General features: G+C 44.9%; 28 protein-coding genes. 9 read left to right on the top strand and 19 right to left on the bottom strand.

From position 1 onward, the window contains the following. Positions 1 to 7: 7 nt before the first annotated feature. A complete protein-coding gene (locus H5T88_05000; GenBank protein MBC7329701.1) occupies positions 8 to 751 on the bottom strand; it encodes a hypothetical protein in 744 nt (247 codons plus the stop codon). 16 nt (positions 752 to 767) lie between these two features. Further along, the gene (locus H5T88_04995) at positions 768 to 1793 is read right to left on the bottom strand and encodes a TPM domain-containing protein (protein MBC7329700.1); all 1026 of its coding nucleotides are present in this window, start codon (positions 1791 to 1793) and stop codon (positions 768 to 770) included. A 73-nt stretch (positions 1794 to 1866) separates the two neighbouring features. Here H5T88_04995 and H5T88_04990 point away from each other — a divergent pair, with 73 nt between their 5' ends. Then, a complete protein-coding gene (locus H5T88_04990; protein ID MBC7329699.1) occupies positions 1867 to 3057 on the top strand; it encodes a hypothetical protein in 1191 nt (396 codons plus the stop codon). Positions 3058 to 3150: 93 nt separating this feature from the next. Beyond that, the gene (locus tag H5T88_04985; GenBank protein MBC7329698.1) at positions 3151 to 4455 is read left to right on the top strand and encodes an HlyC/CorC family transporter; all 1305 of its coding nucleotides are present in this window, start codon (positions 3151 to 3153) and stop codon (positions 4453 to 4455) included. 9 nt (positions 4456 to 4464) lie between these two features. On the opposite strand, the gene pheA is transcribed toward H5T88_04985, so the two are convergent. Next, the gene (gene pheA / locus H5T88_04980; GenBank protein ID MBC7329697.1) at positions 4465 to 5529 is read right to left on the bottom strand and encodes a prephenate dehydratase; all 1065 of its coding nucleotides are present in this window, start codon (positions 5527 to 5529) and stop codon (positions 4465 to 4467) included. A 30-nt stretch (positions 5530 to 5559) separates the two neighbouring features. On the opposite strand from pheA, the gene H5T88_04975 reads away from it, so the two are divergent. Further along, positions 5560 to 7353: an acetyl-CoA carboxylase carboxyltransferase subunit alpha gene (locus H5T88_04975; protein ID MBC7329696.1), complete on the top strand. Its 1794-nt coding sequence runs from the start codon at positions 5560 to 5562 to the stop codon at positions 7351 to 7353. Positions 7354 to 7387: 34 nt separating this feature from the next. On the opposite strand, the gene rny is transcribed toward H5T88_04975, so the two are convergent. From rny to H5T88_04895, 16 genes are all read right to left on the bottom strand, one after another. Beyond that, positions 7388 to 8911, bottom strand: coding sequence for a ribonuclease Y (gene rny / locus H5T88_04970; GenBank protein MBC7329695.1), 1524 nt, complete (start codon positions 8909 to 8911; stop codon positions 7388 to 7390). Between the two features lie 17 nt (positions 8912 to 8928). Then, on the bottom strand, positions 8929 to 9351 hold the full coding sequence (locus tag H5T88_04965; GenBank protein MBC7329694.1) for a regulatory protein RecX: 423 nt from the start codon (positions 9349 to 9351) through the stop codon (positions 8929 to 8931). Positions 9352 to 9591: 240 nt separating this feature from the next. Further along, positions 9592 to 10497 carry a hypothetical protein gene (locus H5T88_04960; GenBank protein MBC7329693.1) on the bottom strand — a complete coding sequence of 302 codons (906 nt, stop codon included), beginning with the start codon at positions 10495 to 10497 and terminating at the stop codon, positions 9592 to 9594. After that, entirely contained in the window at positions 10494 to 11168 is a 675-nt protein-coding gene (locus H5T88_04955; GenBank protein MBC7329692.1) for a zf-HC2 domain-containing protein, read from the bottom strand. The genes H5T88_04960 and H5T88_04955 overlap by 4 nt, the downstream gene beginning before the upstream one ends. Before the next feature lie 5 nt (positions 11169 to 11173). Beyond that, on the bottom strand, positions 11174 to 11707 hold the full coding sequence (locus H5T88_04950) for an RNA polymerase sigma factor (GenBank protein MBC7329691.1): 534 nt from the start codon (positions 11705 to 11707) through the stop codon (positions 11174 to 11176). A 12-nt stretch (positions 11708 to 11719) separates the two neighbouring features. Beyond that, positions 11720 to 12577: a deoxyribonuclease IV gene (locus H5T88_04945; GenBank protein MBC7329690.1), complete on the bottom strand. Its 858-nt coding sequence runs from the start codon at positions 12575 to 12577 to the stop codon at positions 11720 to 11722. Further along, a complete protein-coding gene (locus tag H5T88_04940) occupies positions 12555 to 13229 on the bottom strand; it encodes an endonuclease III (protein MBC7329689.1) in 675 nt (224 codons plus the stop codon). Before H5T88_04940 ends, H5T88_04945 begins: the two co-directional genes overlap by 23 nt. After that, positions 13216 to 13494: an acylphosphatase gene (locus tag H5T88_04935; protein ID MBC7329688.1), complete on the bottom strand. Its 279-nt coding sequence runs from the start codon at positions 13492 to 13494 to the stop codon at positions 13216 to 13218. The genes H5T88_04940 and H5T88_04935 overlap by 14 nt, the downstream gene beginning before the upstream one ends. Next, positions 13495 to 13965 carry a TIGR00725 family protein gene (locus H5T88_04930; protein MBC7329687.1) on the bottom strand — a complete coding sequence of 157 codons (471 nt, stop codon included), beginning with the start codon at positions 13963 to 13965 and terminating at the stop codon, positions 13495 to 13497. Then, entirely contained in the window at positions 13962 to 14558 is a 597-nt protein-coding gene (locus H5T88_04925) for a SagB/ThcOx family dehydrogenase (GenBank protein ID MBC7329686.1), read from the bottom strand. The genes H5T88_04930 and H5T88_04925 overlap by 4 nt, the downstream gene beginning before the upstream one ends. Beyond that, entirely contained in the window at positions 14545 to 14970 is a 426-nt protein-coding gene (locus H5T88_04920; protein ID MBC7329685.1) for a reverse transcriptase-like protein, read from the bottom strand. The genes H5T88_04925 and H5T88_04920 overlap by 14 nt, the downstream gene beginning before the upstream one ends. Further along, on the bottom strand, positions 14967 to 15671 hold the full coding sequence (locus H5T88_04915) for a hypothetical protein (protein ID MBC7329684.1): 705 nt from the start codon (positions 15669 to 15671) through the stop codon (positions 14967 to 14969). The genes H5T88_04920 and H5T88_04915 overlap by 4 nt, the downstream gene beginning before the upstream one ends. Positions 15672 to 15684: 13 nt before the next feature. Then, positions 15685 to 16104: a lytic transglycosylase domain-containing protein gene (locus H5T88_04910; GenBank protein ID MBC7329683.1), complete on the bottom strand. Its 420-nt coding sequence runs from the start codon at positions 16102 to 16104 to the stop codon at positions 15685 to 15687. 449 nt (positions 16105 to 16553) lie between these two features. Then, positions 16554 to 17069 carry a macro domain-containing protein gene (locus H5T88_04905; GenBank protein ID MBC7329682.1) on the bottom strand — a complete coding sequence of 172 codons (516 nt, stop codon included), beginning with the start codon at positions 17067 to 17069 and terminating at the stop codon, positions 16554 to 16556. A 190-nt stretch (positions 17070 to 17259) separates the two neighbouring features. Further along, entirely contained in the window at positions 17260 to 17859 is a 600-nt protein-coding gene (locus tag H5T88_04900) for an HD domain-containing protein (protein ID MBC7329681.1), read from the bottom strand. Continuing rightward, positions 17856 to 18614, bottom strand: coding sequence for a TIM barrel protein (locus tag H5T88_04895; protein ID MBC7329680.1), 759 nt, complete (start codon positions 18612 to 18614; stop codon positions 17856 to 17858). Before H5T88_04895 ends, H5T88_04900 begins: the two co-directional genes overlap by 4 nt. Before the next feature lie 128 nt (positions 18615 to 18742). Here H5T88_04895 and H5T88_04890 point away from each other — a divergent pair, with 128 nt between their 5' ends. From H5T88_04890 to H5T88_04865, 6 genes are all read left to right on the top strand, one after another. Beyond that, positions 18743 to 19126 carry a formylmethanofuran dehydrogenase subunit E family protein gene (locus H5T88_04890; protein ID MBC7329679.1) on the top strand — a complete coding sequence of 128 codons (384 nt, stop codon included), beginning with the start codon at positions 18743 to 18745 and terminating at the stop codon, positions 19124 to 19126. Positions 19127 to 19172: 46 nt separating this feature from the next. Continuing rightward, positions 19173 to 19877 (top strand): DUF1559 domain-containing protein, encoded by a 705-nt coding sequence (locus H5T88_04885; protein MBC7329678.1) that lies wholly within the window; start codon positions 19173 to 19175, stop codon positions 19875 to 19877. Positions 19878 to 20029: 152 nt separating this feature from the next. Beyond that, entirely contained in the window at positions 20030 to 20518 is a 489-nt protein-coding gene (locus tag H5T88_04880; protein ID MBC7329677.1) for a hypothetical protein, read from the top strand. Positions 20519 to 20534: 16 nt separating this feature from the next. After that, on the top strand, positions 20535 to 21407 hold the full coding sequence (ilvE, locus tag H5T88_04875) for a branched-chain-amino-acid transaminase (GenBank protein ID MBC7329676.1): 873 nt from the start codon (positions 20535 to 20537) through the stop codon (positions 21405 to 21407). After that, entirely contained in the window at positions 21408 to 21716 is a 309-nt protein-coding gene (locus tag H5T88_04870) for a hypothetical protein (protein MBC7329675.1), read from the top strand. Positions 21717 to 21740: 24 nt separating this feature from the next. After that, positions 21741 to 21905, top strand: a complete 165-nt coding sequence (locus H5T88_04865) for a hypothetical protein (protein ID MBC7329674.1) — start codon at positions 21741 to 21743, stop codon at positions 21903 to 21905. Positions 21906 to 21908: the final 3 nt, after the last annotated feature.

Genomic DNA, 21908 nt, shown 5'->3' with positions numbered 1-21908 from the left:
CCTCCTTTCACAAAGATTCCAAGGCGAACATAATCCTCTCCATCATCTTGAGATACTCGTTGAACCTGTAATGAATCTCTTCTTTCCCAATTTTTTCTTTTCTTTCCCGCAAGCTTTTCAGATAATTGATGATTTCCTCTCTGATAAAGAACTCCTTCACCAAACCATCCCATATCTGGTGCCTTTCCTCAGGCAGGGAATCTTTTATATAGTAAATGGCGGAGAGTAGATGGGTAAAGGAGTTGAAGGATTTTATCATTATATTCTTTAACGCTTCCACATCATTATAAGAACGAAGATAAGCCTGCTGTAGACGGATATAATTTAGCTTCCATTCCCTCTCCACCTGCAACCGAAGGTCTTCCCTATTGACCTCAATCTTTGTGAATATATCTTCACCATAAAGCAGAAGATTTTGCCTCTTTATGTCCAGATATTCCAGAGGGAAGGTGTCCAGGGAATTTTCAATATACTCCGGCGTGAGGAACAGGGGCTCTATAAGTGCTCTCCGATTTGCTCTTGCGACTAAAGGTGCAACTTTCCGCAATAAAGAAACATCAACTTCCTTAACAAGAACTAAAATGTTTATGTCTGAGTGATTTGGAACATAGTCATCCCTGAGCGCGCTGCCATAAAGAAGCAAGCCCAATAGGTCATTGCCAAGGAGTTCTTTTAAGCTATGGCAAAAGTTTTTCAACTCTTCCCTTGCCTGTTTTGGCAACCTACTGAGAGAGTCTATCTTCTCAAACAAAAGAAATCACCTCCTTTCACCAGCTTCCGGAGGCTCCTCCGCCTCCGCTTGAACCTCCCCCGAAACCGCCGAATCCTCCTCCACCACCGAAACCACCTCCCCCGAAGAAACCGCCGCCGCCACCTGACCCGAAAATAGACCAGAAACCCGTGATCTTTTCCTTCTTCCCTTTTTTTCTTGACTTAGCGTGTAGATAAGGGAAGCGAAAGAGTCTGTATATAAATAAAATCTGGAATAGATAAAAGATTCCCAAGAAAACAAGAGGTCCTTTTTCTATCCCCAAACCCTTTGAAAGTGGCTCAATGACAAAAGCGATAAAAAGTGCAGTTGCAAATACACCAAAAAACACAAAAAATAGAAAGATTTTAAGCCCCGCTAAAAAGCCGGTCTTGGCAACGATAAGCCCAATTATAAGAAAAATCAAAGGGAACACGAGGAAAAACATAAGAGCAAAAGAAAAAAGAGTATCAAGCAAATTAGGGCTTTTTGGAAGTGTGGGGATTGGTTGGTATTCCTCAGGCAGGGCAACTTTGTATTTAGTAGTGATAACCTCAGCGACTCTTTCCGTAGCCCTCAATAGAGCTTCCCCGTATTTCCCTTCTTTTAATAATGGAACCATATCCTTTCTTATTATCTCCCCACAAAGCCCGTCGGGTAAAATCGGTTCTAACCCATATCCCACCTCTATTCTTATCTTCCTTTCCTTTATAGCGATTAATATGAGCACCCCATTATCCTCTTTTTTCTTTCCAATTCCCCATTTATTGAAGAGCTGATTGGCGTATCCCTCAACTGTTTCCCCTTCAAGGCTCTTTATAGTCACCACTGCCATCTCAGCGCTGGTTTTCTCCTCAACGAATTTTATTATCTCCTCCATTTTCCTTTTAGATTCCTCATCAATAACGCCGGCGAAATCGTTGACGAAGCCCACGGGCGAAGGATATTTAATGGGGAAGGATAAAAGGGAAATAAAGAGAAGAAGCAGAAAAGCTCCCCTTTTGAGAGTATTCACATCTTTAAGAGCGCTTTTTTGATTTAACATTTTTTAATTTTTAATTTAACATTATAAGAGAATTCGCTATGGAGGTGAAGTAAAAATTACGAGGTTTCAAGTCATGATTTTGTGCTTGTGTTTGCTCCCCTTGGCTTTTGGACAATATGATAGAGTCCGAAAAAAGCTAATTGAGTATGGTTGGGATGTTCCCTATACCGATTTCGTTCGCAGAAACATCCGCAATATGGAGAGGTTCCCCTTTGATGGAATAGTTTTACGTTTCAAGGGAGGTTGGAAATCCTATCCAGCTCACATCTTCTGCAAGAAAGTTGCCGAGCCGAAGGAGTATGAGGAAGACCTCGCAAATTTAAAGGCAACAAAATTCACTCGCTTCACCGAGAACTTCGTCTTGGTATGGGGAACAAGAGAAAAGGACTGGGATTGGTTCAACGAGAGCGATTGGAGAGCAGCCGAGCGAAACATCCGATTAATTGCCTCAATTGCGAAAGCGGGAGGATTGAAGGGAATCTGCTTTGACCCCGAGCCATACAATGGCAACCCTTGGCATTATCCAAGCCTTCCAAATTCCAAGACGAAGAGCTTTGAAGATTATTGGAAGAGGGTGCGGGAATGTGGTGCTCGCTTTATGAAGGCTATCCAATCGGAGTTTCCCGATGTCCGCATCCTCACATTCTTCCAAACAAGCATTCTCGGACACATCGTTGATATCCCCGACCCCATAGAGAGGATGAACAGGCTTTCCCAAGAAGGATACGGTTTGCTTCCAGCTTTTCTAAATGGGATGCTGGACGCTGCGAATTCCCAAGTCGTTATTATAGATGGAAACGAGCCAGCCTATTATTATCGCGACCAAATTGATTATCTAACCGCCTATCATCTTATGCGTCAAAGGGCGCTCTCTTTAATTGCCCCGGAAAATAGAAGAAAATACGCAACGCAGGTTCAAGCTGGCTTCGCTCTATATATGGATTTCTACTTCGGATTAATACCGAAGGAATATGAATGGGGAAGGCTCAGCCACTTTCTAACCCCGGAGGAGAGAGCTCGTTGGTTTGAACACAATGTATATTATTCTCTCTATACGACGGATGAATATGTTTGGTGCTATAGCGAGCGGATGGATTGGTGGGGAACACAGAAGGGAGCGAAATGGGAAGCATTTGTTCCCGAGGGAGCGGATGAAGCGATTATTTCGGCAAAAAGGAAAGTGGAAAAAGGCGAGCCCTTGGGCTTTAGGATTAGAGAAATCTTGGAAGCTGGACAGAATAGAATGAAAAGCGCGAAGCAATAGTAAGGTAGGATTGCCGATATAATTATTTTGATACAATCCCTTGCAAATCGCAGAACATTTTGTTAATATTTATTTTGAAAGGAGAGTGATTGCTTGGACGATTCAAGTTTATTGATTTGGCTTTTAGTCGTTGTGGTCATCATATTCAATGGGTTGCTTGCAGCGGCGGAGATTGGGGTTATCTCATTGAGAAAGAGCAGGCTGATGTATCTGGGTGATGTGGATAAAAGAGCGCGTGTAATTTCCCAACTCTTGGAAAAACCAGAGAACTTTTTCGCTTCCCTTCAAGTGTGGGTAACTTTATGCAGTGTTGCGGGCGGTGCCCTCGCAACCCTTATATCAATGAAACTATTCAAACCGATTCTCGGGGAAAATTCTGAGGAATTATCTGCCCTCTTTGGCTCCCTTCTTATGACCCTTATCCTCGTCCTCTTCGGTGAGCTCGTGCCGAAGAATTTAGCCCTTAAAAAGGCGGAGGCTTTCTCTCTTTTATCAGCGAGGTTCATAAAATTCCTCTACTTACTTGCCTATCCCTTTGTGAAACCTCTTGCGATAATAAGCGGATGGATAGCTTCCTTAATTGGTGGAGCGAAGGACGAGCAAATGGGCACGATAACCGAGGAGGAAATCCAGATTCTTTTGGAGGAAGGCTCCAAGGAAGGGAATATAGAGGAAGAGGAAAAGGAAATGATTGCTTCAATATTTGATTTCACGGATACAACGGCGAGGGAGATAATGGTTCCAAGGATAGATGTGGTGGGGGTGGAGGCTGATGATAGTGTGGAGAAAGTTTTGGATATAGTCTCTCGCACAGGTTACTCTCGCCTTCCTGTTTACCGAGAGAATATGGATAACATCATAGGCATAGTTCACGCCAAGGATGCTATAAGGCGGTTCAAGGAGGGGAAACGCACTCTACCTGCCAAACGCATTGCTCGCCCTGCCTACTTCGTGCCTGAATCAAAGAAAATTGACGAGTTGCTCAAAGAGATGCAGAGAAATAAGACTCAAATGGCAATAGTTGTTGATGAATACGGTGGGACAGCAGGAATAGTCACTTTAGAGGATATTTTGGAGGAAATCGTTGGCGAGATAGAGGATGAATACGATAAGGAAAGCGAATGGATAGAAAAGATAGATGAAAATACAGCAATTGTAGATGCTCGGGCGCTTATAGAGGATGTGAACGAAGAGCTTGGACTTTCCCTATCCGATGAGGAAGCGGATACCCTTGGAGGTTTAGTTTACGCTCTATTGGGTAAAGTTCCAGAGGAAGGGGAAAGCGTTGAATTGGATTCCCTCACGCTCACCGTGGAGAAAACGGACGGAAGGCGAATAACAAAGGTTAGGATAACCAAGAAAGAAAAGCCAACAGGGGAAGAAGAGGAAGCGAATTAGTAAGAGGTTTTATTCTCTGTTTGCCTCAGGATAAGAACCAAGAACTTTGATGAAAAGAGCTTCCTCCGATAGCTTATCCAGCGCCTTCTTTACCCTCTCTTCTTTTATATGCCCTTGAAAATCAGCAAAGAAGACATATTCCCAGGAGGTCCGACGGGAGGGACGGGATTCAAGCATCGTGAGGTTTACATCGTATTTATCAAAAGCGGAAAGAGCCCTATAAAGAGCACCTGCCTTATGCTTAACCGCAAATATAATCGTCGTTTTATCCTTTCCAGTGGGAGCTGTTTCCTCCTTTCCTATTACCAAGAATCTCGTGCTGTTTCCCGGGACATCCTCTATTCCTTCCGCAAGCACATTTAAATCGTATATCTCCTTTGCCGCTTCGCTTCCTATAGCTGCCCCTTGGGGGTCTTCTTTGCACATTTGCGCCGCCTTTGCAGTGGTAGCGGTCTCTATAATCTCTACATTGGGCAGATTCTCTCTCAACCATCTGCGACACTGCCCCAATGCCTGAGGGACGGAATAGACCCTCTTAATTTTCTTCAAACTATCAGCGGGGGAAAGAAGAAGATGGCGGATGGGGATGACCATCTCGCCACATATTTTCAACCCCTCTATTTCCTGGAAAATATCCAATGTCCTCGCCACTACTCCTTCCGTTGAGTTCTCAACTGGCACAACCCCCAAATCAGCACTTCCCCTGAGCACTTCTTCAAAAACATCCTCAAGCCTCTCACAGGCAACATAATCCGCTGAGCTTCCGAATCTTTTAATGGCAGCGAGATGAGTAAAAGTTCCCTCTGGACCCCAATAAGCGATTTTTAATGGCTTTTCCAAACGCCGACAAATTGATATAATCTCTCTAAATAGATATGTTAGCTCTTCATTGGATATGGGTCCCTTGTTGAGGGAGAGGATATGTCTTATAACTTCCTCTTCCCTGCTAGCGTCAAAGACCCTTTCCCCTTTAAGGGCGGAAGCCTGCTTAGCGAGCTCAGCCCTTTGGGAAAGGAGGTCTACCAATTTCTCGTCTATCTCGTCTATTTTTCTCCTTATGTCTTCCAGTTCCATAGTGAGAGATTTTAAAGAGAGGTGAAAGGTATGTCAAGGAAGTTTGAGCATATTCCCTCCGACCTTTTTTTAAAATGTCCTCAATGTAAAAGAATATTGGTCTCAAGCGAAGTTGTGGAGAACTTCCGAGTCTGCCCTCGCTGTAATTACCATTTCCTTTTATCGGCGAGGGAAAGGCTTCAATATACTGTGGATGAGGGAAGCTTTCAGGAATACGATGCGGAGCTCGTCTCCAAAGACCCTTTATCTTTCCCTCAATATCAGGAAAAGCTCATTTCCGCGAGGGAAAAGACGAGTTTGAACGATGCGATAATCTACGGAACAGCAACGATTGACTCCATCCCCTGCGTTATCATAATAACCGACTTCTCCTTCATGGGAGGAAGTATGGGCTGGGTTGTTGGAGAGAAGGTGAAGAGGGCGATGGAGCTGGCAAGGGATAAATCTTTGCCCGTAGTGATGATTTCCGGCTCCGGTGGAGGGGCGAGGATGCAGGAAGGGATAATCTCCCTTATGCAGATGGCGAAAACGGCTTCTGCAGTCGGCAAGTTCCACTCCGCAAAGGTCCCTTATATAGCGGTTCTGACAAATCCTACAATGGCTGGTGTGCTCGCTTCCTTTGCCTCGTTAGGTGATGTTAACATCGCGGAACCGGGCGCTTTAATTGGATTCACCGGTCCGAGAGTGATTGAACAAACCTTAAAGATAAAGCTTCCTCCCGATTTCCAATCCTCCGAGTTTCAATTGGAACACGGTTTCTTGGATATGGTCGTTCCACGCAAGGATTTGAGGGAAACAATTGTTCGCCTCCTTCGTTTATTCCTACAGAAGACCAAGCCGAGGGAAAAAACCCCCATCACTGCGCCTTCCCTTTCCCCCGAGGATATTCCTCTTCTTCCCGAATTCGAGCGTCCCATCGCGGAGGTTATGTTGAAATTGAAGAAGCTTGAGAATCTCGCGATTGAGGAGAAGTTAAACAGGAGAGAGGAAATAGAAGAGCTAAAGAGAAAAGCAGAAGAATTGACCCGCAAAGCTTATCGCAATCTAACTCGTTGGCAGAAGGTGCAAGTTGCTCGTCATCCCCTGCGCCCCTACACGCTTGATTACGCGGAATTGATATTTGATGATTTCATAGAACTGCATGGCGATAGACTTATGGGGGATGACCCTGCAATCGTTGGTGGGCTGGCGAGCTTGAATGGTCAAACTGTTGTCTTCATCGGACACCAAAAGGGCAGGACGACGAAGGAAAGACGCTGGCGAAATTTCGGTTCAGCTCGTCCAGAGGGTTATCACAAAGCTCTTCGTCTTATGAAGATGGCGGAGAAATTCGGTTTCCCCGTCTTGACCTTCTTGGATACGCCAGGCGCAGCTTGTTTAACCGAGGCAGAAGAGAGAGGAATTGCCCAAGCTATAGCGCGCAACTTGCAAGAGATGTCCAAATTGAGGACTCCTATAATAGTTTCCGTAATAGGGGAAGGAGGTTCGGGTGGAGCGATAGGGATTGGCTTGGGCGATAGATTGCTGATGCAGGAGAACGCTTATTATTCGGTAATATCCCCTGAATCCTGTGCCGCCATAATTTGGAGAGATGCCAAAAGAGCAGCCGAGGCGGCGGAGGCATTGAAGCTGAGCGCTCAGGACCTCTACAGTTTGGGGGTTGCAGATGAGATAGTTCCCGAGCCGGAAGGAGGAGCACATAGAGATTGGGAAAAAAGCGCCCAGCTTCTCAAAGAAGCCATTCTAAGACACTTAGAAGAGCTCCAAAGCATCCCACTAGATGAACTAATCCAAAAAAGATACGAAAAATACAGTAATTATTGATACTTTTAGCTTCTTGGTTTAGACAAGATATGTGTTACTTCGCGTATTCTATTGCTCTTTTTTCTCTTATGACTACAACTTTTATCTGACCGGGATATTCCATTTCCTGCTCTATCCTTTTCGCGATATCCCTTGCGAGAACAGCCGCTTGAGCATCATCCACTTCCTCGGGCTTCACAATGACCCTTACTTCCCTTCCCGCCTGTATTGCAAAGGAGCGCTCAATTCCCGGGAAGGAGGAGACGATTTTCTCCAACTGCTCAAGCCTTCTAAGGTATGCCTCCAACATCTCTCTCCTCGCACCAGGGCGGGCGGCAGAAAGGGTATCAGCAGCTTGCACGAGAACGGATTCTATATACCTGGGTTCCTCTTCGCCGTGATGGGAAAGAATCGCGTTTATCACTTCGTCCCTTTCTCCATATCTCCTCGCAACCTTCGCTCCCAATTGAGTGTGAGAGCCCTCCTCATCAAGCGCCTTACCTATATCGTGGAGCAAACCAGCTCGCCTTGCAACGTTTGCGTTAACACCCAATTCCTCAGCCATCTGTCCCGCTATGAAGGCGACTTCCAAGGAGTGAGCGAGGACATTTTGTCCATAGGATGTACGATATTTCAGTCTTCCCAACAACCTTATCATCTCTGGATGAAGACCCATAACCTTCGCTTTCTCCATCGCTTCCTCCCCCGCCCTTATAATCTCATCTTCCACCTCTCTCTTTGCCTTGGCTACCATTTCCTCTATTTTAGCGGGATGAATCCTCCCATCTATTATGAGCTTTTCAAGCGCTATGCGAGCTATCTCTCGCCTCACAGGGTCAAATGAAGATATGACCACTACCTCGGGAGTATCGTCTATGAGAAGGTCAACGCCGGTAAGGCTTTCAAATGTGCGGATATTTCGTCCCTCCCTGCCTATTATCTTACCTTTTACATCATCGCTGGGAAGGCTGACAGTGGTCACCGTTATCTCCTGCGCCATATCTACAGCACATTTCTGAATAGCTCCCGCTATAATCTCCCTTGCTCTTGCCTCTGATATCTCCTTTATCCTCTTCTCCTCTTCCGCTACCTTCTGGGCAATTTCGTGCGCCAATTCCTCCTCGGTTCTCTTCAGAATAATCTCCCTTGCTTCCTCAGGCGATAGATTGGCGATTCTTTCCAATTCCTCTTTTTGTTGTTTTACGAGCTGTTCAGCCTTCGCTTGCAACTCTTCAATAAGTCTCTCCCGGGAGGCGATTTGCTTTTCCCTTCTATCAAGAGCCTCAATCCTTCTCTCCAGTCTTTCCTGCTCCTGAAGAAGCCGATTTTCCCTTTTGTTTAGCTCTCTCCTCTGCTGATGAAGGCTTTGCTCTATCTCGCTCTTGAATCTGTGCGCTTCCTCCTTTGCCTCAAGAAGCGCTTCCCTTTTCAGAGAATCTGCTTTCTTTCTCGCCTCCTCAAGGAGTTCCTCCGCTTTTCGCTCCTTCTCTTTAGCCCTTTTTATCGTTTTTTGGTAAATGTAGTAAATTGCTATGGGTAAAGAAACCCATAATATAAGGCTTATTATCAAAAACCACATTTATAACACCTCCCTTTTTAAGGGGAGGGAAAGAGAAACCTCAAAGCTTTTTCAACAATATCCCAGCTAAAGCCCCTCCTCAGGAGAAAGGAAGCAAGCTTCTGCCTCCGACGAGGGTCATCACCAGAAATAGACGCAAGACGACGGCGCCCAATTTCAAGGGCGCTTTTTAATTCCTCCTCTTCCGAAAGCAAGCTAATCGCTTGCCTCGCAGTCTCACCCTCCACTCCCTTCCTTAAAAGCTCTCTGAGAAGGCGAATTCTTCCATACTTTTCCTTCCTACCCTCCACCCACTGACGAGCAAAGCGAGAGTCGTCCAATAGACCCTCTTCTTTTAACCATAATATCGCTTCCTCCGTCGTCTTTTCGTCTATTCCTTTCTCTTTAAGCTTTTCTCTTGCTTCCTTCTCCGTTCTATCACGGAAGGAGAAAAATCGCAATAAAATCTCCTTTGCTTTGAGGAGCTCGCTTATCCTTTATGCCTCCTTTCAAAGAAATACATATTGCAAATCTTGCTTAAGGAGGATGTTCTCTTTCCTATCCCCTTTTGTTTTTAATTATACACACTCCTTTTAAATTAGACAAGATATTTTGAAATTTAGAACATTGAAGAAATATAAAGATTGCCCCCCCTAATCTGAAACTTTTACATATACCAGCATGGATTCCCCAACAATTATCTAATCGTTTTTCCTCTCCTTTTTTGCCAAAAGGATTATCTCGTCCAAAGTGTGTAGTGTATTAGCGGGGAACTGGGGAATAAGGCTTATTATGCAATAATCGCCTTTGTAGGCGCATATTAAGACGTAGGGGAAAGAAGGCTGGGGCTGTGTGTTCTTTATAATCCTTTGCCATCCCTCTTTTTTCAATTTCTCCTCATAATAGTTTATTACTTCCCTTGGGTCAATCTTTGAAGGAAGTTGAAATTCTCTGAAATGGATTTCATCTGCGTTAGAAAGGAGAGACTGAAGGAGAGAAGCAGAAGGAGTTGACTTAGCAATTTCCGATGATGCAGCTCCCACATGTGTAGGCGCACTATATTTAACGCCTTCTCCTTTGAGTTTTTCGCTAATTGCCTTAGCAGGGATACGAGCTTCCAGCACCAACTTGGCTTGGGGAAAAGGGGCAATTTTGGGAAAAGAACCTTTCTCCTCTTCAACAAGAGAAGTAGCAATGGATGATAACCCCTTCATTATTATCCCCAGCAAAACCCCAACATCTTTAACACCTCCAGCCTCAACCAATAAGAGCTGGCTTGGCTTAGTCCCGGGAGCGATGAGAAGAACATCCTTTCCTCTGTTATAAGCTATAGGAAAGGGCTGTTGGGGTTGAGAAGAGGAGAAAAGCAAACGCCACCCTTTAGAAGGGAGGGTTTGTTGCCAAAATTGTAAAGCCTCCGTTTTATCACCATCAACAATCACAATTTCCAATCTCTCTATATTTTTTGCATAATCCCCGAGAAGCGCTTGCATTATTACAGGTGGGAAGGATGTGCTCTCCACAACTTTGAGGTAAGGAGGAAGGGGAACTTCTAAGGCGAAGGAAAAGGATATTGAAACGAGAAGAAGGAGGAAAAATTTTCTCATAAACTTTCGCCCCCTTTCATATCTAAGTTTTTACCTCTAAGGATTTGGAAGGCTCTCTCCAAATTGCTTTCTGCCTGCTGGGCGCTCAATAGAGCCATCTCCAATCTCTCGGCAATCTTCTCCTCTACATCGGTTTCCTCCAGCTTTGGCGTGGCGAGAACTTTTCTTGATGTTGGTGTCAAGGGTTGAGGCGGTCTCTTCGCCACGACCACTTCTCTCTTTACCCTGGAGCTCGGCACCGGTTTCGCTATTTTCGGGACCGTAGGGACAGCCTTTGTAATAACTGGGGGTGTAGGGGAAGGTAGATTCGCTTGGTAAGGTGGTGAGATAGTAGGTGGTGTGGGTGGAGCGGACCTGTGTTGAGTATATAGATTAAGGAATAGGAATACAAGGACAATGGAGACGCCGATAAGAGAGGCGAAAGCGGGGAACCAAGCTATTTTTCTTTCCACTCTCTGGGAAAGTCCCTGCTTCACATTGAACCAAATATTCATAGGAGCTTGCAAGCGAGGGACGCTTTGAAGAGCGGAGAAACATCTCCGCCATTCCTCATAGGAGGATAAACATCTCTCGCAGGAAGCAAGGTGTCTTTCAACTTCCCTTGTTTCCTCTTCGCTCAGGCTACCCTCCAAGTAGAGGGGCAAGATATCTTCAATTCTCTTGCAATCAATCCTTCTCATTTATTCAATTCCTCCATTTTTTCCTTGAATTTCTTCCTTGCCCTATGCAGGGCAATCTTAACGCTTCCTACGCTTCTCTTTATAACACTCGCTATCTCCTCATATGATAATTCCTCAAAATGCCTCAGTATAAGAACAGTGCGATAAAGCGGCGGCAACTGCCCAAGCACAATTTGAACTTGTTCTACTAGGTCATCATCCTCATCCTTCTCGTTCCCCACCTTGTATTCTACTTCGTCAAGTGAAACTGTTCTCTTCCTTCTCAAGTTGCTCAAACATACATTTACAGCAATCCTATACAGCCAGGTCGAAAGACTACTATCCCCTCTAAACCCCTTAATAGCGGAGAAGGCACGGAGAAAGGTTTCCTGAGTCCAATCCTCCGCATCTTCCCTTCTCCCGCTCATCCTATAACATACATTATAAACCATATCTTTGAAATTCATAAATATATGCTCCATCGCAGATTCCTCCCCATCTTTGGCTCTCTCTATTATCTCCTCCCAGTTTACATCGTTCAACTTCGGCACCTCTCCGTATATTTAGACGCTTTTTTCACCCTCAAAGTTACTCTCCTCTCTTAACCTCTTGGCAAGATTGATGTTGTATCTATCCTCTACGGGGTCGTAGGGCGTTTCCATTATAGCAGGAAGGTTTTTGAAAAAGGGGTCATTTATAATCGCCTTAATTCCCCTTAAACCTATTCTCCCCTTACCCAAGCTTTCATGACGGTCAACTTTGCTTCCCATAGGTGTTTTACAATCGTTTAGGTGCAATAGCTTCAAGCTTTCTCCTATTTTTTCTCTCACCTCTTCGCTTAATTCCCTCACCTTTTCGGGAGAGGATAAGTCGTAGCCAAAGGCAAAGAGATGACAAGTATCCAAACATATCCCTATTTTACTTTTATCCACTTCCTTTAATAATAGCTGAATCTCTTCAATTGTAGAACAAATCTCACCGCCAGCACCTGAGGTATTCTCCACCAAAATCATAGCATTGCCTTTATGGAACTCGCTCAATTTTTGGAGAGCGGATATCAATCTGCTCATCCCGAAGGAAGCGCCTGCCCCTTTATGACTCCCGGAATGGACGATGACGAAATCCGCTCCTGCCTCCTCAGCGAACTCCAAATGCTCGTTTAATATAAGGATTGATTTTCTATATATGTCCTCCTCTGGCGTGGCAAGATTCAATAAGTAAGGAGCGTGGATGGCAATGGGCGAGATATCGTTTAGACGGAGCTCCTCCACATACCATTTCAAGCTACTCGGGTTCCCGCTTATCCTCCAAGTCAAAGGGCTTGTTATTAAAGTTTGGATGCATTCGCAGCCCAGTTCAAGGGCGTATTTAAGAGCCCTTTCAAAGCCTTTGTCTATTTTAACTTGGAACCCGAACCGCATAGTAATTGCACAACTCCTGAAGAGGACAAATTTGACACTTTGGATTCCTTGAACGACAGATTTCACGTCCCAAGCGAATTAAATTTAAATGCAGAGAAAGAGAAAGCTCAGCGGAAAGATTAGCCTCAAATAATTTGGAGATTTCATTTGGGGAAAGTTTTTTCCCGCCAATGCCTATTCTATTGACTATGCGATGGATATGAGTATCAACAGGAAAGGCTGGCTTGGCGAAAGAAAAAAGGAGAACGCAGGAAGCAGTCTTATCGCCAACGCCCGGAAGCGATAGAAGATATTCCCTTGCCTCCTCCATAGTCAAATCGCTGAGAAAGGAGAGGGTAATAGCTCCTCTTTCCTCTTTTATCCTTCGTAAAATTTCCTTTATCCTTCTTGCTTTTATATTTGATATTCCACCGCATCTTATAGCTGACTCTATTTCCTCTATCGGAGCGTTTAAGATAGCTTCCCAATCGGGAAAACGGTTCTTAAGATTAGCAAAGGCTTTGTGTGAATTAGCGTCGGAGGTATTCTGGGAGAGAATGGTCCTTATCAGAACATCAACTGGCTCTTCCCGCTCTCTCCTCGGGGTAGAGAAAGCTTTTCTAAGTCGCTCCTCCATCTGGAGGATGAGTTCCCTCAAGTTAGAACGCGACACGAAAGCCTCTTAAGTCTCCCTTTGCTTCTCCCCAAACGATTTTCACCTCCCTTACCCTTGCCGATGGTGGTCCCTTCTTCAGCTCCTCTATGAATTTAGCGAGGGAATCCTCATCTCCCTCAGCCACAACTTCAACAGTTCCTTGAAGGGTATTGCGAACATAGCCGTCTATGCGATATTTTATTGCCATCTGCTGGGCAAAGAAACGAAATCCTACTCCTTGCACCCTGCCGAAAATCTCTATGTGAGCTCTTTTAAGAGGCATCTAAATCTCCACCTCCATAGCAATTCTCACTGCCTCCTCAGGCTCGTCAACATAGCTTATACCCTTCACCTCTGTAAATTCACTCTCCACACGCCAAGTCCTTATACCTACTACTGGGATGTTGAAATGAAGGGCAAAAGCGAGCTCTGTAAGGGTGCCAAAGGCGCCGCCTATTGCGATTATCGCTTCCGAGGAAAGAACGACTATCATGTTTCTCGCATAACCAATTCCAGTGACAATCGGTATATCAATGTAGGGATTCGCCGAATCCCTCGTCAGAGTGGGAAGAATTCCCACGGTTACACCACCCCTCCTTTTCGCTCCCTTGCAAGCGGACTCCATAATCCCTCCCATCCCACCACAAATAAGGACGCCACCTCTTTTACCTATCTCTTCCCCAACTTTCTCAGCAACGGGAAGGAGCTCCGCAGGTGGTTGCGAGGCTCCAATGACTCCTATGAATTTCCTCATCTCTTCTTACCTACAGGAATGATGTAGAGTGGTTCCTCTGGAGTTGGGAGTGAGAGAAGGCTTTTAACTTTCTCGTCCTGGAACGCTCCAACGCAGACGGAGTCGTAGCCCAAAGCCACAGCTTGAAGTTGGATGTTTTGCCCGATATGCCCGATTTCCATATAAACATATCTTGTTGCTCTCGTTCCATAGCGTGCCATAGTCTTAGAAAGCTCGGCTGTGATAACAATAACAAGTGGGGCTTCAGCGATGAAGTCCTGATAAAGGGAAGCTTCCGCAAGGGGAGAACGCAAATCATCCCTCAAGTGGAGACTAAGCTTGTGTTCATCTGGCATATATTTATAAACTCCCTCAGGGAGAAGCGCATAGAGATGACAGGGGAAGATAGCGCCGGCGGAAGGTGCGGTGCGGAATCTCGTGTATTTATCTGATATTCCCTGTCCAGCCCAGAGAATTTGGCTTATTGCCTCCAAGGGCAAAGGAGCAGAGGAGAAACGCCGAACAGACCTCCTTCTCCAAATAGCCTCTTCCAGACTCATCTCGCCTTTTGTTTTTGGTGGAGGGAGGATGATTTCTTCTCTATTTGTCTTCATATTCTATCACCTTTTTAAGAGCCTGATGTGCCAGAATGTGCGCTTCCCTTATCTCCTTTCTCGTTCCCTGACGCAATATCAATTCCTTAAACCCCTCCGCTAACTTCTTTGCTTTCTTATACAGTTTGAGAAGATTTTTCGCCCTCGTTTTATATAACCCGCTCCATTGCCTCGCTAATAGCTGACTATCCGTAATCACCTCCAACTTGAGAAATTTATTCCTTCTCGCAAGGTTCAGAGCCTCTATAAAAGAGAGCCACTCTGCTTCATTATTAGTTACATCTCCCACCTCTTTGCTAACGAAAAAGATTCTCTCGCCATTTCTATCCTTCAAAACAACACCAATTCCTCCTTTGCCAGGATTTCCCTTCACTGCACCATCTATTATAGCGATGCCTTCCCTGTCTATCATTCCTCAAGGTAAAGGATGCGTCCACAATTCTCGCAGTAAACTATCGTTTCCCCTTCTTTAAGGCGTGTGATAAATCTTGGGCTGATGCTGAAACCACATCCACCGCACACCCCTTTTACAACCTTCGCCACTCCACCACCCACCTTAGCCCTTATCTCCACATATCGCTCTAAAAGGAAGGGGTCTATCTGAGGGATGAGCTTCTCCCTTTCTTGCTCTAATCTATCAATTATTTCCGAAAGCCTCTTAGATTCCTCTTCGTATTTCCTCCGCACCTCTTGATATTCTGAATCCTCAGCCTTCAATTGCTCCTCCAGAAGTTGGATATCCCGATTCTTATCCTCAATAGCGAACATCAGCTCGAGCACTCTCTCCTCCAACCTATCTTGATTACGTCTGAGAATTTCCACTTCCCTCTCCATTGACTCCAATTCTTTAGGGTTGCTTACATACCCACCATACATCCTACTTTCCATTGTTCGTCTTCTTTCCTCAAGCCCCCTCGCTTCCAATTCCTTATCCTCCATTTCCCTCCTCATCTCCCTTAATTCATTCCTCTGTCTTTCAAGTTCCGCTTTTAGGGCATCAACCCTTGCTTTAAGGGTACTTCCATCGTCCAAATTTTTCATTTCTTCCCTGCTCGTTTGAAGAGCATCGTCTATCTCCTCAAGTTGCCAGAGAAGCCTTAACTTTTCCTGCATAGCCTATAGTTTCTCAATCCGAGTATCCGCATATTTTTTTGTAAAGAGAAATCACCTTGTTTATATAAGCCTGCGTTTCCTTATATGGTGGGACTCCACCATACCTCCTTACAGCACCGGAGCCTGCATTGTAGCAAGCCAAAGCAAGGGCAAGCTGTTGAGGATTACCCTCAAACTTCTCAAGATGTCCCCTGATGAGGCGGATTGAGGCTGAAAGATTATCAATGGGGTCAAACGGATTCTTCACCCCCATCCCAGCCGCCGTTTGGGGCATAAGTTGACCCAATCCCATAGCTCCTTTTCTCGAGACCGCCTTGGGGTCAAATCCCGATTCCACAGCTATGACCGCTACCACCAAACGAGGGTCTAAATTGTTCTCCACGCTGAAGTAAAGAATTGCTCTTGCAATCATCCTCGCGGAATTCTCATCCATACGAGGATTAAAATAAAGGACAGCTCTCTTATATGCCTCAACTATATCCTCGGAAATGGATAGGCGATTGGGAAAGCCTCTGCTGGTTAGGTTCCCCTTACTATTGGAGGTTGTAACGGGATAATAAAATACCTCTTGCTGTTTTTGAGATTCCTCTTTGGCTCTTACATCTGCCTCCTTCACAACAAGTAGGAGCTCATATATTCCGGCTTCAGAAGATGGCTTCGCTAAGAGCCTTATCTCTTGTCCCACCTCAACGGATAAAGGTTGCTTGAACTTCAAACAGGTTGTAGCTCCATCATCTATGAGTAGGGTAAAGAGCTTTCCCTTTATATAGCCGACGACTTTTCCCCTGAACTCCAAACATTTTCCGCTTTTTACAAGGGAGAAATATTCATCTACAGAAGCAAAAGCGAGGGCAGAGAGAAAGAGAACGAGGATTTTACTCCTCAACCCTCAATCACCTCCTTAAAGGCATTGTAAGCTTCCTCTCCCCAGAGGACGAAAGTTACCTGCTGGAGATTCTTGAGGGACGGAGCCACCTCTTCAATTGCTTTCAACATTGCTTTGGCACTTTCCTTATAGGGGAATCCACCGACACCGGTTCCCAAAGCGGGGAAGGCGATGCTTTTTAGCCCAAGTTGGTCGGCAAGAAGAAGGGAGCTTTTTGTTGCTTCATAGATTTTCGTTTCATCCGTCCTCCTATCGTCACCCATAACTGCTGCGTGAATGACGAATTTGGCTTTTAAACTTCCCGCGCTTGTCCAAATAGCCTCCCCGATTTGTATCGGACCTTTAGCTACTGCCTCCTTTTCTATTTCTACACCCCCCTTTCTCTTTATCGCTCCCGCTACACCTCCACCCATCCAGAGGCGGTTATTTGCTGCATTGACGATGGCATCGCACTCCATCTCGGTTATATCACCTTGTAGGAGGTTTATGGTGATGCCGGCGACCTTCTTCATATTTATAAATGTTAAGAGAAGCGAAAGGGAAAGTCAACAAAATTTTTGTAATTTAACGGCGTTCCTGAAGAATTTATGACATCTGCCTATATTATGAGCCCAAAAACTCGCCCCCTAATTGCAATCTACCCCTCCTTGTGAGCGAAAGCAAAGGAATCGCGTTTCACGAACATACAAGTTCGTGAAACGCTCACCTCTTAAATAATGGCAATTCCCTCGCTTGATAGGCTTTAAAAAGGGCATCAACAACTTTTGGGTCAAATGCTCTTCCGCTTTGCCTCCTCAGCTCCATTAGTGCTTCGGTGATGGGAAGCGGCCAGCGATGGGGACGCTTGCAAGTCATAGCTTCAAAAGCATCGGCAACAGCGATTATTCTTGCTCCCAATGGTATTTCCTCTCTTGCAATTCTATCTGGATAGCCGTTTCCATCATATGCTTCATGATGATGCTTGATTAATAGTAGGACATCCTCCAAGCCTTCTATATGTTGAAGCATCTGCACACCGAATAAGGGATGCTTTTCAAGCAATATCCTTTCTTCATTACTCAATCTCCCGGGCTTTAAAGTTATCTCGGGAGGGACGGCAAGCATTCCCAGGTCATGAAGCAGAGCAGCAAGGGGTAAGGCAGGGTCTTCATAGGGAGGTTCTAGGTGCTTGGCAATAGCCATTGAATATTCTAACACCCTTAATGAACGCCCTGCTGCATAGCCCTCCGCTTCCTCGATTGCGTTGATTACCGCCTTCAAGATCTCAAAAAGCACATCTGATTCATATGGCAATTTGCTCATACCCCGAACACCTCCTTAATGAATTTTCTCTGTTTCTTCGCCGATTCCAAAGGAGGAAGTGTGCTCCTGTCCAATTCCGCTACCAGCCATCCATCATAGCCAATGCTCTCCAGCACCATCTTAACTTTCCCAAAATCCACAATTCCCTCCCCCAGCTCTATGAAGTCGTTATCCTTTACATCCTTCAAATGAATATATTTTATCCTATCTTTGAATTCCTTCATAATTTCCCCTGGGTCCATTCCCATCAAAGCTAAATGTCCCCTATCAAATGCGAAGAAGAAAGAATCGGAAGAGGTGTTATTGGCGAGAAACTCTATTTCCTCTTTTGTCTCAATCAATGTCCAAGCGTGGTTGTGAAAGGCTACATATACCCCTATTTCCCTGCACCTCTTGCCTATCTCATCGCAACCCTTGGCAAAGAGCTCATAAACCTCCTTACCAACTGGTTTCTTTACCCCTCCAGCCGCAACAACCAAAACATCAGAGGAAAAATCGTTCTTCAATATTCTTGCCATCTCACAAGCCCTTTCTATTTCCTCCACCTGTTTTTCTTTATCAATAAGATGCAATCCAAAATATGTTGAACTCACTACTAACCCGTTTTCCCATAATATCCTCTTAAGCTCTTCCAAATTAGAGAGATATTGACCTATTGGAGCCTCAACCCCCTCAAATCCCGATTCCTTTATCTCCTTTGCTATTTTCTCAAACGGCATTTCGCCCCAAGTTATGGGTTGAATGCCAGCTTTCATCTCAAAACCTCCTTTCATAAATTTCTTAAATTTTCTTGTTGTATCTTGTATTTGTCAATTCCTTTTTCAAATATCTTGTGAAATTATTATTGCAAATTTTTCTCATTTAACTTATAATTAAAACAGACATGGACTTAGAGAGAGCTAAGGAATTTCACGGACACTTGGGTCCCTTCCTCGTGCTTGGCTTGAGGATGGGAAAGAAGGCAATTGCCCTCTTGGGAGCAAATAAATATTTCGGATTGAAAGCGACTGTCTTCTGCCCAGTAGAGCCTCCGGAAAGATGTATGGCTGATGGCATCCAACTTTCCACGGGATGCACATTCGGGAAGGGAAATATAGAACTGGTTCCTTCCCGCAGGCTTGCTTTGTTTTTGCATAGCGGTGATAAAGGGGTGAGGGTAGAGGTGAGGGAGGAAGCGATTGAGAGGATAAGGAAGTGGTTGAATGATGGAGAAGAAATAGCGGTTTCAAATCTCTTGCAGATTCCCGATGAAGAGCTATTTATCTGAAACTAACAATGTTCTCAATAAATCCAAAAAGAAAGGAGGTGAAAAAATGAGGAGAAAGGGTTTCACCCTAATAGAACTTCTGGTCGTCATAGCTATCATCGCTATTTTAGCCGCTATTCTCTTTCCCGTCTTTTCACGGGCAAGAGAGATGGCTAGGAAGGCTGCCTGCACGAGCAACCTCAAAGAGATAGGAATCGCCATGAGGATGTACAGCCAAGATTGGGATGAGAAGATTGTGCCGATGTATAGCTGGAATTCCCTAAACGGTTATCGAACCTGGTGGATGGTTCTAATTCAGCCCTACCTGAAGAACTACCAGATTTTGCGTTGCCCCTCTTCCAACTACGATTGGTGGTGCGCGGGAGCAGATAATGCGTGCGAGCTTTTCCCTAGCGACCAAGGCGTCCCAATAGAGCAGAGGCATCGCTATATGGGAGGTTATGGCTACAACTGGTACTTCACTTCTTGGGCTACCGATGACGCTAATACGAGAAATATCTCCGAGGCTCAGCTCACCCGACCCGCTGAGATAGTCGCAGTCTCCGATTCAGCCTGCATTGTCACAGGACCTAATCCCTCCATCGGCATCACCTTTGATGCCTGGCTCAATGGTTGGCCTGGCGGGAATGAAGTTAAGAGGCACAACGGCGGAGCTAACTATCTCTTTTACGATGGGCATGTGAAGTTCGCAACGCCTGAGCAGATGATAGACCCAGTTGACCCCGAGAGGTTCTGGGCGCGCTGGAAGTAAAAGACGACCAGAGGAAGTAGTTTAACCTGCCCGAGGAACTATAGTTCCTCGGGCAGGTTTTTAAGTGGAAAAAACTTTCAAGTTAAAAAATAAATAAAATAATTTAACTTGACCTTACCCACTTTCAATCCTAAAATATAAAATATCTAACTATGCAATGGAACAAGTTCCTTGAGCTCGTTGAAGAAAGACTCCGCCCCTTTCAGGGAATGATTACTTATGGAAACCTCCGCTGGGAAACCCAGTCATGGGGAGAGGGGGAGGATTCCACCTATATATTTTCCTTAGTCTATGAAACGCCTGGGGGCTCCACTAACCAGATTAGCGTATACTACAGACCCGCAATAAGCAGGTTTGAGGCGCTGGGAGAGGAAGAGGAAAACGATTTGCGAACAGAATCCGTTGAGGAAGTTTTGAAATGGTTGGAGGAAAGGGTGAAGAGGATACCACATGTGAGGTTGGCGAAGCTGAAGAGCAACATTGATGAGTGGTTCGCCAGCGGAAGAACGAGGATGGAGATGCTTCAGGAGATGAATAAATTGCTCCAAATGGACTTCAAAGGAGGGAGCATAACCCATACGGAGTTGAGAGAAGGAGTCCAATACATCATCTCGCTCTTGGAGAAGAATAAGAAGTCTTGAAAAGGAGGAAGCGGGAATGTTAATCTATCTTAATGGAAAGCTCGTTCCTAAAGAGGAAGCGAAAGTCTCCGTTTTTGACCACGGCTTCCTTTATGGAGACGGAGTTTTTGAAGGAATAAGGATTTATAACGGAAGGATTTTCAAGCTTAAGGAGCATATAGAGCGTCTATTTTATTCCGCTCACGCAATAGACCTCAAGCCACCCCTTACCCAGGAGGAGCTTCTCCAAGCCACAGTTGAAACAGTAAGGGCTAACAATTTGAGGGATGGGTATATAAGGATAGTTATTTCAAGGGGAGAGGGAGACTTGGGTTTGGACCCTCAAAAATGTCCCAATCCCACAGTTGTCATAATAGCGGACAAGATAGCCATATATCCCGAGGAAGTTTATAAGAAGGGAATGAAGATAATCACTGTCTCCACTCGTAGGAATTCCCCTCAAGCCCTCAATCCCAATATAAAATCCTTAAATTATCTCAACAATATTTTGGCAAAGATAGAAGCGAATAGGGCCAATGTGCCCGAAGCGATTATGCTTTCCATTGAGGGATATGTAGCTGAAGCTACGGGAGACAACATATTTATAGTAAAAAATAAGACCCTCATTACCCCTCCATTACATTTGGGGGTTCTACCGGGTATAACCCGCCAAACAGTAATTGATCTGGCAAAGGAAAGAGGGATAATAACTGAGGAAAAGCCCTTTACCCTCTACGAAGTTTATACCGCTGATGAGTGCTTTTTAACCGGGACAGCGGCGGAGATAGTGCCCGTAGTGGAAGTTGATGGGAGAGAGATAAACGGTGGAGTGCCGGGAGAGATTACCCTTCTTCTAATGAAAGATTTCCATGAATATGTCAAGACAGAAGGAGTGGAGGTATATAAATAAATGAGCGAAGGGGAGCTTTGGTCGGGAAAGGAGACGATGTTCGGCACTCACGATTTCCCCTCTGCGGAGGAGATAGTGGAGGATTATTCTAAAGAATTTCAAAACTATATCAAGCCGAAGGGTGAAAACATCTTTGGCTTTTGGATGCAAACGATAGCCGATATTGAATTTTTGGATTTGGAATTACAGGGATTAACGGAGAGCTACTATTCAGATTTTATTGATACATTCGGCGATACCAATGCCTACGCTTTCCACAACCTTTATCCCTTAAGGAAAGGATTTAAATGGAAATATTTCAGCAAATAGAGAGAAAAGAGTGGGATAATCCCAATGAATCACTTGGAAACATTTGATTATTTTGTCATAGAGATGAAGAAGATAGAGGCAAAGTATTTGGGGATGAAAAGCAGTGATAAATTGATACTCAATCCCCTCTTGGGCGCGAGGAATAGGGCAATTAGGGGTGAAAGCACAATAATCTGCGAGAAACCTTAGAGT

The organism is bacterium, assembly GCA_014360495.1.
Taxonomy (GTDB): domain Bacteria; phylum Armatimonadota; class JACIXR01; order JACIXR01; family JACIXR01; genus JACIXR01.
This window is presented reverse-complemented; position numbering and strand designations above follow the sequence as displayed.